This window comes from Pseudomonas sp. S44 (genome assembly GCF_016624805.1).
In the GTDB taxonomy this organism is placed as follows: Bacteria; Pseudomonadota; Gammaproteobacteria; order Pseudomonadales; family Pseudomonadaceae; genus Aquipseudomonas; species Aquipseudomonas machongensis.
This window is the reverse complement of the sequence record NZ_JACVTY010000029.1, coordinates 19,870-33,123: the sequence shown is the minus strand read 5'-3', so window position 1 is coordinate 33,123 and position 13,254 is coordinate 19,870. Positions and strand designations below refer to the sequence as shown.

Here is a 13,254-nt window from a genome sequence, read left to right as displayed (position 1 = left end):
CGAGCATTACCTGTGCACCACGCCTTTGTATGTTTACGTATCAAAACCCAGCGCAGATACGTAGGAAAACCACACCCAACATCATCAGACACATCCTTGATACACCCCGACATTTTACTGGTGCCACCCCCGCACCACGGCCAAGCCAAGGAAATGTCCATGTCCAGCCCTCACCGTTTCAGATACCCCGCCCTGCTCGCCGCCGTACTGATGCCGCTGAGCCTCGTTGCCACAGGCGCAGCCTTCGCCGCCGACCCAACGCCTGCTACCCCTAGCAAGCAAACCGCACACGACACCTTTGGCCCGCTCAAGCACATCAAGGCCGGCGTGCTGGATGTCGCCTACGTCGAACAGGGCCCCGCCGACGGTCCCGTAGTCATCCTCCTGCACGGCTGGCCCTATGACATCCACAGCTTCGAAAGCGTGACGCCCCTGCTCGCTGCCAAGGGCTATCGCGTCCTGGTGCCCTATGTTCGCGGATACGGCGACACCCGCTTCCTCTCCGACAAGACACCTCGCAACGCTCAACCCTTGGCCCTGGCCAGCGATGTGATCGCCTTCATGGACGCCCTGCACGTGCAAAAGGCCGTGCTCGCGGGCTTCGACTGGGGTGCGCGCAGCGCCGACATCGTTTCGGCCCTGTGGCCCGAGCGGGTCAAGGCGCTGGTCTCGGTCAGCGGCTACCTCATCAGCAGCCAGGAGGCCGCCAAGACCCCGCTGCCGCCCAGTGCCGAGCTGCGATGGTGGTACCAGTTCTACTTCGCCACAGAGCGCGGCCGTGCCGGGTATGAAAAGAATCGTCATGACTTCGCCAAGCTGATCTGGCAGCTCGCCTCGCCGAAGTGGGCATTCGACGATGCCACCTTCGATCGCAGTGCCAAGGCGCTGGACAACCCTGATCAGGTGGCGATCACAGTCAACAACTACCGTTGGCGCCTGGGCCTGGCGCAGGGCGAGACTCAATACGACCCGCTGGAAGCGAAACTGGCCAAGTTCCCCGCAATCACGGTACCGACCATCACCCTCGAAGGCGACGCCAACGGCGCACCACATCCGCCGGCAGACGGCTATCGGCAACGTTTTACCGGGAAGTACGAGCATCGCCTGCTGACCGGCGGGATCGGCCATAACCCACCGCAGGAGGCACCTGCCGCCTTCGCACAGGCGGTGGTGGATGCCGACCACCTTTGACCGGCCCTGGCACATCCGCACAAAGCCCTGGCATGCCAGGGCTTTGTGCGCAGGACAACAGGTCATCAGGACAATAAAGGTCAACGGCCTGTTGCAGGTCGGAATCCCAGCATTGGACGCACTCCGGATCGCTGCATGATAGAACAGCGCCTCCTGCCAAAACTGACCAACGCCTGTTCTGAGGTCACCGAGTCTGGCGCCCGGCAATCAGCACCTTCATCGCGCCAACTCCCCGACGGCCTTGGGCGTGTTGCGGAAACTGATGGCCATACGGTTGTAGGCGTTCATCAAGCTGATGGCGATCGTCAGGTCGATCAGCTCGCGCTCGGCAAACACCAGGCGGGCTGCCGCATAGGCGTCATCCGGCACACCGGTCTGCGCCACTCGCGTGACCTGCTCGGCCCAGGCAAGTGCCGCCCGCTCGCGCGCATCGAACAGATCGCCCGCTTCTGCCCAGGCCTGGACCAGAGCGATCTTCTCGATCTTCTGGCCTTTCTTGATCAGGTCGCGGGTATGCATGTCCAGGCAATAGGCGCAGTTGTTGATCTGCGAGACCCGCAGGTAGACCAGTTCTACCAGCGTTGCATCGAGGCCGCTCTGCATGACATAGGCGTAGACCCCTCCCAGGGCCTTTGCCCCACCGGGTGCCAGTTGGTTGTAATCGAGTCGGTTGGTCATCTTACTTCTCCCCGGCGTGTGCGACAGGTGTGGTGAGGGCTTTGTCATCGCTATCGACAATGAAGACCGCGAGCAACTTCGCAGGCGCTGTCTTGCTGGCATTGCGGCTCACGGTATGACGCGCGCCGGGGTTCTCGTACCAGCTTTCGCCGGCCTTGAAGACCTGCTTGGGGCCATCATCGACCTGGGACTCGATGGCCCCCGATACGACATAGGCGTAGATGAATGCCGATTGGGCATGCACATGCGAAGGCGACTGAGCACCCGGCGCATAGTCCACCTCGACCGCAACCAGCGATTTGCCCGGAACGTTGGGAATGGCATGTTCGAAGTTGGGCGTTACTACCTCGCCAACACCATGCGCCTGGGCCGTCAGCGAAGCGCCCAACAGGACGCCGGCAAAAAGGGTAGCCGTGAGCGAAAAACGCTTCATCGAGAGTTCCTCGTGGAATGAATGGCAACGTCAGTCTCGGTGCTATCTGGTACATTAAAAAGCACCAAAAATACCTTTTTTACATGTACCAGGCGGCTACCTCGTCGCGTCCAGGCCTAATACTCATGCCGCTCAACGTCAGCATCGACCGCGCTGCAAAAACACCCTTGACCGAGCAGATCCGCGCCAGCATCGGTGCCGCGATCGAATCCGGCGTACTCAAGCCTGGCGCACGCCTCCCCTCCTGGCTGGACCTCGCCGCCCAGTTGGGCGTATCGCGCGGCACCGTGCGCGCCGCCTACGAGATGCTCGTGGACGCCCAGCTCGTGGTCGCCTCACGGGCGGATGGCACACGCGTCTGCGACCGGCCAGCACTCCCCGCGCGCGAAGAAACACCCCCGCGCGAAACCCCGTTCATGGAGTTGTACCGCGAGTTCACCGCAGGCCCCGCAATCTTCCAGCTCGGTGTTCCGGCCCATGAAAGCTTGCCTGCGAGGCTGTTCAGCCAAATCCGCTCACATGCCATGCGCTCGGAGATGCGCGGCTCGATCCAGTACCCCGACCCACGGGGCGAACTGGAACTGCGTCGGGTGGTGGCCGCCTATGTGGCCATCGCCCGAGGTATCGAGTGCCTGCCCTCACAGGTGATCATCACCAGTGGTTTTGCCGGCGGGCTCGGCCTGCTTCTGCAGACACTGGGCATCGGCGGCCGCAAGGCCTGGATCGAAGACCCCGGTTTTCCGTTCTCCCGAAAAGGCCTGGAGCTCGCCGGGCTGGTGCCGGTTCCCGTCCCGGTGGACGCATCGGGCATGGACGTCGAACAAGGCCGACGCCTGGCGCCGGATGCCGCCGTCGCCCTGGTCACCCCCGGACAGCACGCTCCACTGGGCGTCACGATGTCCCTGCCCAGACGCCTGAACCTGCTCGACTGGGCCGCGCAGAACAACGCCTGGATCATCGAAGACGACTACCTCAGCGAGCTGCAACTGGAGTCCAGGGCCGCACCCGCCCTAGCCTCCCTCGACCGCAATGGCCGCGTGGTGCACATCGGCTCATTCAGCAAGACCATCAGCCCCGCGCTGCGCCTGGGCTTCCTCATCGCCCCACCGGCACTGGCCCCCAGGCTCGGCGAAGTCGCCGCCTGCCTGAGCCCCGCGCCGGGCCCGGCCGTGCAACTGGCCACAGCGGAATTCATGCAGCAGGGGCATTACCTGCGCCATCTTCGACGGGCGAAACGCCTATACCGCAGCCAGCGTGACGAACTGCTCAGCGCCTTGAAAGAAAGGCCACTGGGCGCCGACATTTGCACCGCCGGGCTGGCGGTACTGCTGCGACTGCCGGCTGGGACGCCGGATGTGAGTATTGTCAGAGAGGCGTCGATGTTCGGCATGTCGCCTGGGGCATTGTCGCCGTGGTATCTGGACCAGGCGCGGGCCAGCAGCGGGATTCTGCTTGGTATTGCGACCAGCTCGGGGCGAGAGCTGGAGCGGTGCTGTGATCGGCTGGATGAGATTGTTGGGCGGTTTGTGGAGGGTGATGGGGGTGGGCTATAGACCCTGGCCCTGGCCATCAGCCGTCTACACTGGCAAGATCAACTGCAGCGTTCACGAAGGGCCTTGGCGTTGTCACACGGCTACTTCAAGGAGAGGTCATGACCCTACGCAGCTTGGCAAAAAATCTTCCACCCGATCCTCACAACGAGGGCTGGGTGCTTGGCTGGGGAGTGCTGAGGGATCGACATCCCTGGCACTTTGTCGACGTCTTCGCCGACAGAAATACCGCCAGGATGGAGGCGCAACGCCGGGGAGATGACTACGTCGTGGAGTATGGCGCACACCGACTAGGATCGGATGATTTCATATGCGGTGTGAGCTTGCCTGAAGGGTAGACAAGCGTCGACTGACCGCGAAGACTCCGGCGAAGCGGCTCTCGCGTAGCCGCTCCAAGCTTCGCCACATGTATAAATTTACTGACCAGCCGCAGCTTCGGACATCCATCGATCTGGACCATGCAACTGCTGCTGGGGCAAACCAAAGAACAGATAACGTGCGGGGAGCGCCACCTAGCGGGCTCTTGGCGAAACCTGCCGACCAAGTAACGTGTCGGAAGCGCTTCGGAAAGTTTTTTCTACCCCAGAAACGCAAAAAGCCCTGAATAATCAGGGCTTTGAATATGGCGGAAGCGTAGAGATTCGAACTCTAGGATAGTTGCCCATCGACGGTTTTCAAGACCGTTGCCTTAAACCACTCGGCCACGCTTCCAGCTTGTTTTGCGGCGGCAATCATACCGTAATGAAACACGCTGTCAAACTCTCTCTGTCGCCCGTTGCAGAGGCTCTGTTATGATCTTTGCATCTGAACGTTTCAAACCCACAGGAGTGTCGCCATGCGCGAACAGGATTACGCCGTACAACACGGCCAGCAGGTCGAGCAGCAGGAGGTCAGCAAGGTCCTGCGCAACACGTACAGCCTGCTGGCGCTCACGCTTGCCTTCAGCGGCGTGATGGCTTTCGTCGCTCAACAGATGCGCGTCGGTTACCCGAACATCTTCGTGGTGCTGATCGGCTTCTACGGGCTGTTCTTCCTCACCGCCAAGCTGCGTGACTCGGTCTGGGGCCTGGTTTCGACCTTCGCCCTCACCGGCTTCATGGGCTTCATCCTCGGCCCGATCCTCAACCGCTACCTCGGCATGGCCGGTGGCGCTGAAGTGGTCAGCTCGGCCTTCGCCATGACCGCTCTGGTGTTCGGCGGCCTGTCGGCCTACGTGCTGATCACCCGTCGCGACATGAGCTTCCTCAGCGGCTTCATCACCGCGGGCTTCTTCGTGTTGCTGGGTGCCGTGGTCGCGAGCTTCTTCTTCCAGATCAGCGGCCTGCAACTGGCGATCAGCGCTGGCTTCGTGCTGTTCTCGTCGGTCTGCATCCTGTTCCAGACCAGCGCCATCATCCATGGCGGCGAGCGCAACTACATCATGGCGACCATCAGCCTGTATGTATCGATCTACAACCTGTTCGTCAGCCTGCTGCAACTGTTCGGCATCATGGGTCGTGACGACTGATCGCTAGCGATTGGACGATTCAGGAAAGCCCGCTTCGGCGGGCTTTTTTGTGGGCGGATGCTTTTAGGGTTGCACGCCCCTCCCCGCCACAAAGAAACAATGAGCGCCCAGCCAAGACGTACCTCTACCCCTTCGCCGTCGGGCCCCGTAGAATGCGCTCCTTTTTTCTTCGGGGCGGTTTCCCATGAGTTCACTCGAACACGAGCCGGGCGCGACGGCGCCTGCCAACGAACTGGTCCTTGGCCTCGAGGACAAGCCGCGGCCACTGATCGGCCTGCTGGCGGCACTGCAGCACTTGTTGGCGATCATCGTGCCAATCGTAACTCCCGGCCTGTTGATCTGCCAGGCGCTGGGCGTTTCGCCGCGAGACACCAACCTGATCGTGTCGATGTCGTTGGTGATCTCGGGCATCGCCACCTTCGTTCAGTGCAAGCGCTTCGGGCCATTCGGCGCGGGATTGCTGATCGTCCAGGGCACCAGCTTCAACTTCGTCGGGCCGCTGATTGCCGGTGGTGCGCTGATGATCAAGCAAGGCACGCCAGTCGAAGGCGTGATGGCGGCGATCTTCGGGGTCGTGATCGCCGGCTCGTTCGTGGAGATGGGCGTTTCGCGCATCCTGCCGTTCATCAAGCGCCTGATCACCCCACTGGTGACCGGCATCGTGGTGCTGATGATCGGCCTCACCCTGATCAAGGTTGGCCTGATCAGCATGGGTGGTGGCTTTACGGCCATGGGCAATGGCACCTTCGCCAATGGCGAGAACCTGCTGCTGTCGGGCGTGGTGCTGGCGATCATCGTGATCCTCAACCGGATTCCGGTGGTGTGGATGCGCAGCTGCGCCATCGTCATCGCGCTGGCGGTGGGCTATGCGCTGGCAGGCTACCTGGGGCGCCTGGACTTCACTGGCATGCACGAGGCCGCGCTGTTCCAGGTGCCGGTCCCGCTGCACTTCGGCCTGGGCTTCTCCTGGGCGCTGTTCATTCCGATGCTGGTGATCTACCTGGTGACCTCGCTGGAAGCCATCGGCGATGTGACAGCCACCAGCAAAGTGTCGCGCCAGCCGGTCGAGGGGCCGGTGTGGATGCAACGGATCAAGGGCGGGGTGCTGGTCAATGGTGCCAACTCGCTGCTGGCGGGCCTGTTCAACACCTTCCCTAGCTCGATCTTTGCGCAGAACAATGGGGTGATCCAGCTGACGGGCATCGCCAGCCGTCATATCGGTGTCTGGATCGCGCTCATGCTGGTACTGCTGGGGCTGTTTCCGAGCGTAGCCGGGGTGATCCAGGCCGTGCCGGAGCCTGTGCTGGGTGGCGCTGCGATGGTGATGTTCGGTGCGGTGGCGGCATCAGGGATCAACATCCTGGCCAGCACCCGCCTGGACCGGCGGGCGCTGCTGATCATCGCCGTGTCGCTGGCCCTGGGGCTGGGCGTGGCGCAGGTGCCGGAGTTCCTGGCGCACATGCCGGCGGCGCTGCGTAACGTACTGGAGTCGGGCGTTGCCACCGGCGGCATCTGCGCCCTGGTGCTGAACTGGTTCCTGCCAGAGAGCCAGGAACGCGCCTGACCATCGTTGCAGGCAGACAAAAGCCCGCGCCTACAGGTGCGGGCTTTTTGCTTTATCATGACGGCATTTCTTTGCACGAGCCTTCCATGAAATTCGCCATCGCGGTGTTTTCTCCGGCCCATGCGCCCTCCTCGCGCCGCGCGCTGCGCTTCGCCGAGGCGGCCGTGGCCGGCGGACACGAGATTACCCGACTGTTCTTCTATCAGGATGGGGTGCACAGCGCCTCGGCCAACGTCGTCGCGCCGCAGGATGAACAGGATGTGGCGGCGCAATGGCGCAGCTTCGTCAGCGACCATCAGCTCGATGCCGTGGTCTGCATCGCCGCAGCATTGCGCCGTGGCGTGCTCGACGAGGCCGAAGCCAACCGCTACCAGCGCCCTGCCGTGAACCTGCCCAAACCCTGGGAGCTGTCCGGCCTTGGGCAACTGCACGAAGCTGCGCAAATGGCAGACCGCCTGGTCTGCTTCGGAGGCGATTGAAATGGCCAGATCCTTGTTGATCATCAGCCGTCAGGCGCCTTGGAATGGGCCATCCGCCCGCGAAGCGCTGGATATCGCGCTTGCCGGTGGCGCCTTCGACCTGCCGCTGGGCATGCTGTTTCTCGACGACGGTGTCTTCCAGCTCGCCAGCAGCCAACAACCGGCGCTGCTGCAGCAGAAGAACCTTGCCGCCAACCTGCAGGCGCTTCCGATGTTCGGGGTCGAGGAACTGTTCGCCTGCGCGCACAGCCTCCAGCAGCGCGGGCTGGACGGCAGCACGCTGGAACTGCCAGTACAGGTTCTCGACGATGCAGCGCTGCGCGCACTGATCGCCCGTTTCGACCAGGTGGTGACCCTCTGATGATGACCTTGCATGTAATCAGCCATTCGCCCTTCGGCGACGACCGCCTGGCCAGTTGCCTGCGTTTGCTGGACACCCAGGACGCGCTGCTGCTGTGCGGCGATGCAACCTACGCCCTCAAGCCTGGCAGCGAACCTTACCGGGTGTTGCACGCTGCAGGCCTGGAGCAACGCCTGTTCGCCCTCGAAGAAGACCTACAGGCCCGCGCAATCCCCAGCGAGTTGGCAAAGGCCGTGGACTATCCCGCCTTCGTCGAGCTCTCGCTGCACTACGACAAGGTCAACACCTGGCTATGAGCAACCTGACTGTCGGCGATCGCTCGATCGCCCTGGACAAGGACGGCTTCCTGGTCGACTTGCAGGACTGGTCCCACGAGGTCGCCCAAGCCCTGGCCGCTCGTGAAGCGATCGCATTGACCCCGGACCATTGGGAAGTCCTCGAACTGCTGCGTCAGTTCTACGACGAATATCAGCTTTCGCCAGCGACTCGTCCGCTGATCAAGTACACCGCCCTGAAGCTGGGCCCGGACAAGGGCAACAGCCCGCACCTGAACCGTCTGTTCAACGGCACCCCCGCCAAACTGGCCGCCAAGCTGGCGGGCCTGCCCAAGCCGACCAACTGCATATGACCGAGCCGATGACCGACAGCCCAAGCCCCCTGACCCTGGAAACCCCGGCCGAACACCCCTTCGCCGAATTCGTGCGCATTCTTGGCAAGGGCAAGCGAGGGGCACGGGGCTTGACCCGCGAGGAAGCGCGCGCGGCGATGACACTGCTGCTCGAAGGGAAAGTCGAAGACACCCAACTGGGCGCCTTCCTGATGCTGCTGCGGCACAAGGAGGAAAGTGCCGAGGAACTGGCTGGTTTCACCGAAGCCCTGCGCAGCCACCTGCAAGCACCATCGATCGCCGTGGATATCGACTGGCCAAGCTATGCCGGCAAGAAGCGCCACCTGCCCTGGTACCTGCTGGCCGCCAAGTGCCTGGCTGGCAACGGCGTGCGTATTCTCATGCATGGCGGCGGCGCCCACACGGCCGGGCGCCTGTACACCGAACAGTTGCTCACCCTGTTGGACATCCCCCTGTGCCGCGACTGGCAAGCGGTGGCCAGCAGCCTGGACCAGCAGCAACTGGCCTTCTTCCCGTTGCAGGACTGGGCGCCGCAGTTGCAGCGGATGATCGACCTGCGCAACACCTTGGGCCTGCGCTCGCCGATCCACTCCCTGGCCCGTGTACTCAACCCACTCGGCGCCCGCTGCGGCCTGCAAAGCATCTTCCACCCCGGCTACCAGGCCGTGCACCGCGAAGCCAGCCGCCTGCTCGGCGATCACGCCCTGGTGATCAAAGGTGATGGCGGCGAGATCGAGGTGAACCCCGATGTCCTCAGTCACTTGTACGGCACTACTGGCAGCGAGGCCTGGGACGAAGAATGGCCCGCGCTGAGCGCACAACGCCACGTCAAGCCGGCAAAGCTTGAGCCTGAGCATCTGTTGGCGGTATGGCGCGGCGCGGCGCAGGACAGCTATGGCGAGCTGGCAGTAGTCGCGACCATGGCCCTGGCGCTGCGCGGTCTGGGCCAGGATCGCGAACTGGCGTTCAGCACCGCGCGCACGTTCTGGTCAAACCGAAACATCTAATCACTCGATCAATGACCGGCGATATTTGCGCTATTTATTCGAACGGTATGCCCTAGACTGAGCTCCAACGACAAACGACTTGTAATTGGAGCTCCACATGGGCCTTTTGATCGACGGCCGCTGGCATGACCAGTGGTACCAGAACAGCAAGGATGGCGCCTTCCGCCGCGAAAACGCCCAGCGCCGAAATGCGCTACCTGCGGCCGAAGCAGGCCGTTACCACCTGTATGTTTCGCTGGCATGCCCATGGGCGCACCGCACCCTGATCCTCCGCGCACTCAAGGGCCTGGAGCCACTGATCGACGTCTCTGTAGTGAGCTGGCTGATGGGCGAGCATGGCTGGACCTTCGACACCGCACAAGGCTCGACCGGCGATCATCTCGACGCTCTCCGGTACCTGCATCAACGCTATACCTTGGATGATCCGCACTACACCGGACGGGTGACGGTACCGGTGCTGTGGGACAAGCAAGAGAAGCGCATCGTCAACAACGAATCAGCGGAAATCATCCGCATCTTCAACAGCGCGTTCGACGAGTTGACCGGCAACCGTCTGGACCTCTACCCCGAACCACTGCGCGCCGCCATCGATGCGCTCAACGAACGCATTTACCCGGCGGTGAACAACGGCGTTTATCGCGCAGGCTTCGCCACCACCCAGGAGGCGTACGAGGCAGCGTTCGATGAGGTGTTCAATGAGCTGGATCACCTGGAGGCGCTGCTCGACACCCAGCGCTACCTGGCCGGCGAATACCTGACCGAGGCGGATGTAAGGCTGTTCACCACGCTGGTGCGCTTCGATGCGGTGTATCACGGGCATTTCAAGTGCAACCTGCGACGACTGGCGGACTACCCGAACCTCTCCAACTGGCTACGCGAGCTTTATCAGTGGCCGGGGGTGGCGCAGACGGTGAATATGGAGCATATCCAGAAGCACTACTACATGAGCCACAAGACCATCAACCCGAACGGCATCGTGCCCAAGGGGCCGTTGCAGGACTTCACGCTGCCCCATGACCGTGAGCGGTTGGCGGGCAAGGGAATATGGCAGGGTTGAAATCGCTGGGGCTGCTTCGCAGCCCATTCGCGGGCAAGCCCGCTCCCACAGGTTTAAAGCGGCGCCTTACCTGTGGGAGCGGGCTTGCCCGCGAATGGATCACAAAGTGGTGCCAGTGATCAGCTGTTCTGCGCCCCTTCGAACCAGGCCAGCTTGTCACGCAACTGCACCACTTCCCCAACGATCACCAGGGTCGGCGCATGCACCTCATGCCGGGCGACCAGGTCCGGCAGGTCTGCCAGGGTCCCGGTGAACACGCGCTGATTGCGGGTAGTGCCCTGCTGCACCAGTGCTGCCGGCGTACTTGCCGCACGACCATGACGGATCAACTCGGCGCAGATGGTCGGCAAGCCAACCAGGCCCATGTAGAACACCAGGGTCTGGGCTGGCGCCACCAGGTCATTCCAGGGCAGGTTACTGGTGCCGTCCTTGAGGTGGCCCGTGACGAAGCGCACCGACTGGGCATAGTCGCGGTGAGTCAGCGGAATACCGCCGTAGGCCGAACAACCGCTGGCCGCCGTGATACCCGGCACCACCTGGAAGGGGATGCCCTCGTCGGCCAGTTCCTCGATTTCCTCGCCGCCACGGCCGAAGATGAACGGATCGCCGCCCTTCAGGCGCAACACACGCTTCCCTTGGCGGGCCAGATCGACCAACAGGCGGTTGATCTGGTCCTGGGGCACGGCATGGTCAGCGCGACGCTTGCCGACATAGATGCGCTCGGCATCACGCCGGCACATCTCGATGATGGCCGGAGCCACCAGACGGTCGTAAAGCACCACGTCAGCCTGCTGCATCAGGCGCAAGGCACGGAAGGTCAACAAGTCGGGATCACCAGGACCGGCACCGACCAGATAGACCTCACCGCCCTGTTGCACAGGGGCGCCATCGACCATGGCCTGCAACAGGCGCTCGGCTTCGGCGCCCTGCCCGGCCAACTGGCGCTCGCCGATCGGCCCCTGGAACACTGTCTCCCAGAAGCCGCGCCGCTGGTTGACGTCCGGGTACAGCGACTTGACCTTGTCCCGAAAACGCGCGGCCAGGCCTGCCAGCTCGCCATAGGTGGACGGAATCCAGGCCTCGAGCTTGGCCCGGATCAAGCGTGCCAGCACCGGCGCATCGCCGCCACTGGACACCGCCACAACCAACGGCGAGCGATCGACGATGGCAGGGAAGATCACTGTGCACAGGGCCGGTGCATCCACCACGTTGACCGGCAGGCTGCGCGCTTGTGCGTCTGCCGACACCTGCGCGTTGAGCGCCGGGTCATCGGTGGCAGCGATCACCAGACGGCACCCCTCCAGGTCAGCGACCTGATAGCCACGCACCAGCACCTCTCCGCTGCCTTCCCTGGCCAGCGCGGCCAACTGGCCGTCGACTTCCGGCGCGACCACCCGCAGCACACCCCCGGCATCAGCCAACAGGCGCGCCTTGCGCAGAGCGATCTCACCGCCGCCGACGACCAGTACCCGGCCGCCCTGCAGCTTATGGAACAGCGGCAGGTACTTCATTTAGCGGATAACCTCGACGCCGCCCATGTAGGGCTTGAGCACTTCAGGGACGCGAATCGAACCATCGGCCTGCTGGTAGTTCTCCAGCACCGCAACCAGCGTACGGCCCACCGCCAGGCCCGAGCCGTTGAGCGTGTGCACCAGCTCCGGCTTGCCGGTTTCCGGATTGCGCCAGCGGGCCTGCATGCGGCGGGCCTGGAAGTCGCCACAGTTGGAGCAGGAGCTGATTTCACGGAACTTGCCTTGGCTCGGCACCCACACTTCCAGGTCGTAGGTCTTCACGGCGCCGAAGCCCATGTCGCCGGTGCACAGGGCCAGCACGCGGTACGGCAGCTCGAGCAACTGCAGCACGCGCTCGGCGTTGGCGGTCAGGCCTTCAAGGGCTTCCATCGACTTGGACGGCTCCACCACCTGGACCATCTCGACCTTGTCGAACTGGTGCTGGCGGATCATGCCGCGGGTGTCACGGCCCGATGCGCCGGCTTCGCTGCGGAAGCACGGGGTGTGGGCGACCAGTTTCAGCGGCAGCTGCTTGGCGTCGAGGATCTCGCCCGCCACCAGGTTGGTCAGCGACACTTCGGCGGTCGGGATCAGGTAGAAGTCGGCCTCGCCTTCGCGGGTGATCTTGAACAGGTCTTCCTCGAACTTCGGCAACTGGCCGGTGCCCTGCAGGGCCGGGGCCTGTACCAGGTACGGGGTGTAGTGCTCCTCGTAGCCGTGCTCGCCGGTGTGCAGGTTGATCATGAACTGCGCCAGGGCGCGGTGCAGACGGGCGATCGGCCCACGCAGCACGGCAAAGCGCGCGCCGGACAGCTTGGCCGCGGCCTCGAAGTCCAGGCCACCGCTGACCTCACCCAGGGCAACGTGGTCCTTGATCTCGAAGTCGAAGGCCTGCGGCGTGCCCCAGCGGCGCACTTCGACATTGTCTTCTTCGCTGGCGCCGACCGGCACGCTGGCGTCCGGCAGGTTGGGGATGGTCAGCAGGATGCCGTCGAGCTCGACCTGGATCTCGTCCAGCTCTGTCTTGCCGGCCGCCAGCTCGTTGGCCATGCGCTCGACGTCCGCCATCAGCGGGGCGATGTCTTCGCCCTTGGCCTTGGCCTGGCCGATGGATTTGGAACGGGCATTACGCTCGGCCTGCAGCTGCTCGGTGCGGGTCTGCACCGACTTGCGGCGCTCTTCCAGTGATTCGATGCGCGCGACATCCAGGCTGAAGCCACGGGAGGCCAGGCGTTCCGCCACTTCCTGAAGTTGGCCGCGTAACAGTTTGGAATCGAGCATATCGTTC

The 13,254-nt window shown here is 63.3% G+C and carries 15 protein-coding genes and 1 tRNA gene; 11 read left to right on the top strand and 5 right to left on the bottom strand.

All coding sequences use genetic code 11. The features are described from left to right. Nucleotides 1–159 precede the first annotated feature (159 nt). Nucleotides 160–1,191, top strand: coding sequence for an alpha/beta fold hydrolase (locus tag IAE40_RS20025; RefSeq protein ID WP_234465195.1), 1,032 nt, complete (start codon nt 160–162; stop codon nt 1,189–1,191). 216 nt (nt 1,192–1,407) lie between these two features. Here IAE40_RS20025 and IAE40_RS20020 read toward each other — a convergent pair whose 3' ends face one another. After that, the gene (locus IAE40_RS20020) at nt 1,408–1,869 is read right to left on the bottom strand and encodes a carboxymuconolactone decarboxylase family protein (protein WP_063544303.1); all 462 of its coding nucleotides are present in this window, start codon (nt 1,867–1,869) and stop codon (nt 1,408–1,410) included. Nucleotide 1,870: 1 nt separating this feature from the next. Continuing rightward, a complete protein-coding gene (locus IAE40_RS20015) occupies nt 1,871–2,302 on the bottom strand; it encodes a cupin domain-containing protein (RefSeq protein WP_197891406.1) in 432 nt (143 codons plus the stop codon). Nucleotides 2,303–2,427: 125 nt separating this feature from the next. Between IAE40_RS20015 and pdxR the strand changes: the two genes are divergently transcribed. Together pdxR and IAE40_RS25780 are read left to right on the top strand one after the other, a co-directional pair. Beyond that, the gene (pdxR, locus tag IAE40_RS20010) at nt 2,428–3,855 is read left to right on the top strand and encodes a MocR-like pyridoxine biosynthesis transcription factor PdxR (protein WP_197891404.1); all 1,428 of its coding nucleotides are present in this window, start codon (nt 2,428–2,430) and stop codon (nt 3,853–3,855) included. 98 nt (nt 3,856–3,953) lie between these two features. Next, complete coding sequence (locus IAE40_RS25780) at nt 3,954–4,190, top strand: hypothetical protein (protein ID WP_232233450.1); 237 nt, start codon at nt 3,954–3,956, stop codon at nt 4,188–4,190. 285 nt (nt 4,191–4,475) lie between these two features. On the opposite strand, the gene IAE40_RS20005 is transcribed toward IAE40_RS25780, so the two are convergent. Continuing rightward, nucleotides 4,476–4,563: transfer RNA gene (locus IAE40_RS20005), tRNA-Ser, on the bottom strand. Between the two features lie 124 nt (nt 4,564–4,687). Between IAE40_RS20005 and IAE40_RS20000 the strand changes: the two genes are divergently transcribed. The 8 genes from IAE40_RS20000 to IAE40_RS19965 all read left to right on the top strand — a co-directional run bounded on the left by IAE40_RS20000 (nt 4,688) and on the right by IAE40_RS19965 (nt 10,455). Further along, nucleotides 4,688–5,359: a Bax inhibitor-1/YccA family protein gene (locus tag IAE40_RS20000; protein WP_054892316.1), complete on the top strand. Its 672-nt coding sequence runs from the start codon at nt 4,688–4,690 to the stop codon at nt 5,357–5,359. A gap of 184 nt (nt 5,360–5,543) precedes the next feature. Further along, nucleotides 5,544–6,923: a nucleobase:cation symporter-2 family protein gene (locus IAE40_RS19995; RefSeq protein WP_200603740.1), complete on the top strand. Its 1,380-nt coding sequence runs from the start codon at nt 5,544–5,546 to the stop codon at nt 6,921–6,923. An 86-nt stretch (nt 6,924–7,009) separates the two neighbouring features. Further along, nucleotides 7,010–7,402, top strand: coding sequence for a sulfurtransferase complex subunit TusD (tusD, locus tag IAE40_RS19990; protein ID WP_200603739.1), 393 nt, complete (start codon nt 7,010–7,012; stop codon nt 7,400–7,402). 1 nt (nt 7,403) lies between these two features. After that, nucleotides 7,404–7,763: a sulfurtransferase complex subunit TusC gene (gene tusC, locus IAE40_RS19985; protein WP_065864358.1), complete on the top strand. Its 360-nt coding sequence runs from the start codon at nt 7,404–7,406 to the stop codon at nt 7,761–7,763. After that, a complete protein-coding gene (tusB, locus tag IAE40_RS19980) occupies nt 7,763–8,059 on the top strand; it encodes a sulfurtransferase complex subunit TusB (protein WP_153773019.1) in 297 nt (98 codons plus the stop codon). The genes tusC and tusB overlap by 1 nt, the downstream gene beginning before the upstream one ends. After that, the gene (locus IAE40_RS19975; protein ID WP_054892321.1) at nt 8,056–8,391 is read left to right on the top strand and encodes a TusE/DsrC/DsvC family sulfur relay protein; all 336 of its coding nucleotides are present in this window, start codon (nt 8,056–8,058) and stop codon (nt 8,389–8,391) included. Before tusB ends, IAE40_RS19975 begins: the two co-directional genes overlap by 4 nt. Before the next feature lie 8 nt (nt 8,392–8,399). Beyond that, nucleotides 8,400–9,398 carry a glycosyl transferase family protein gene (locus IAE40_RS19970; RefSeq protein ID WP_153773018.1) on the top strand — a complete coding sequence of 333 codons (999 nt, stop codon included), beginning with the start codon at nt 8,400–8,402 and terminating at the stop codon, nt 9,396–9,398. A gap of 97 nt (nt 9,399–9,495) precedes the next feature. Then, nucleotides 9,496–10,455: a glutathione S-transferase family protein gene (locus IAE40_RS19965; protein WP_153773017.1), complete on the top strand. Its 960-nt coding sequence runs from the start codon at nt 9,496–9,498 to the stop codon at nt 10,453–10,455. 119 nt (nt 10,456–10,574) lie between these two features. Here the strand turns inward: IAE40_RS19965 and cysG are convergent, their stop codons facing one another. Further along, on the bottom strand, nt 10,575–11,966 hold the full coding sequence (gene cysG, locus IAE40_RS19960; protein ID WP_200603738.1) for a siroheme synthase CysG: 1,392 nt from the start codon (nt 11,964–11,966) through the stop codon (nt 10,575–10,577). Then, nucleotides 11,967–13,247, bottom strand: coding sequence for a serine--tRNA ligase (gene serS, locus IAE40_RS19955; protein ID WP_153773015.1), 1,281 nt, complete (start codon nt 13,245–13,247; stop codon nt 11,967–11,969). It abuts the gene before it with no gap. Nucleotides 13,248–13,254 lie beyond the last annotated feature (7 nt).

What these genes read in the sequence shown, in the direction of transcription:
- IAE40_RS20025 (WP_234465195.1), top strand. Translation starts at nt 160, where the DNA reads ATGTCCAGCCCTCACCGTTTCAGATACCCCGCCCTGCTCGCCGCCGTA.
- IAE40_RS20020 (WP_063544303.1), bottom strand. Translation starts at nt 1,869, where the DNA reads ATGACCAACCGACTCGATTACAACCAACTGGCACCCGGTGGGGCAAAG.
- IAE40_RS20015 (WP_197891406.1), bottom strand. Translation starts at nt 2,302, where the DNA reads ATGAAGCGTTTTTCGCTCACGGCTACCCTTTTTGCCGGCGTCCTGTTG.
- pdxR (WP_197891404.1), top strand. Translation starts at nt 2,428, where the DNA reads ATGCCGCTCAACGTCAGCATCGACCGCGCTGCAAAAACACCCTTGACC.
- IAE40_RS25780 (WP_232233450.1), top strand. Translation starts at nt 3,954, where the DNA reads ATGACCCTACGCAGCTTGGCAAAAAATCTTCCACCCGATCCTCACAAC.
- IAE40_RS20000 (WP_054892316.1), top strand. Translation starts at nt 4,688, where the DNA reads ATGCGCGAACAGGATTACGCCGTACAACACGGCCAGCAGGTCGAGCAG.
- IAE40_RS19995 (WP_200603740.1), top strand. Translation starts at nt 5,544, where the DNA reads ATGAGTTCACTCGAACACGAGCCGGGCGCGACGGCGCCTGCCAACGAA.
- tusD (WP_200603739.1), top strand. Translation starts at nt 7,010, where the DNA reads ATGAAATTCGCCATCGCGGTGTTTTCTCCGGCCCATGCGCCCTCCTCG.
- tusC (WP_065864358.1), top strand. Translation starts at nt 7,404, where the DNA reads ATGGCCAGATCCTTGTTGATCATCAGCCGTCAGGCGCCTTGGAATGGG.
- tusB (WP_153773019.1), top strand. Translation starts at nt 7,763, where the DNA reads ATGATGACCTTGCATGTAATCAGCCATTCGCCCTTCGGCGACGACCGC.
- IAE40_RS19975 (WP_054892321.1), top strand. Translation starts at nt 8,056, where the DNA reads ATGAGCAACCTGACTGTCGGCGATCGCTCGATCGCCCTGGACAAGGAC.
- IAE40_RS19970 (WP_153773018.1), top strand. Translation starts at nt 8,400, where the DNA reads ATGACCGACAGCCCAAGCCCCCTGACCCTGGAAACCCCGGCCGAACAC.
- IAE40_RS19965 (WP_153773017.1), top strand. Translation starts at nt 9,496, where the DNA reads ATGGGCCTTTTGATCGACGGCCGCTGGCATGACCAGTGGTACCAGAAC.
- cysG (WP_200603738.1), bottom strand. Translation starts at nt 11,966, where the DNA reads ATGAAGTACCTGCCGCTGTTCCATAAGCTGCAGGGCGGCCGGGTACTG.
- serS (WP_153773015.1), bottom strand. Translation starts at nt 13,247, where the DNA reads ATGCTCGATTCCAAACTGTTACGCGGCCAACTTCAGGAAGTGGCGGAA.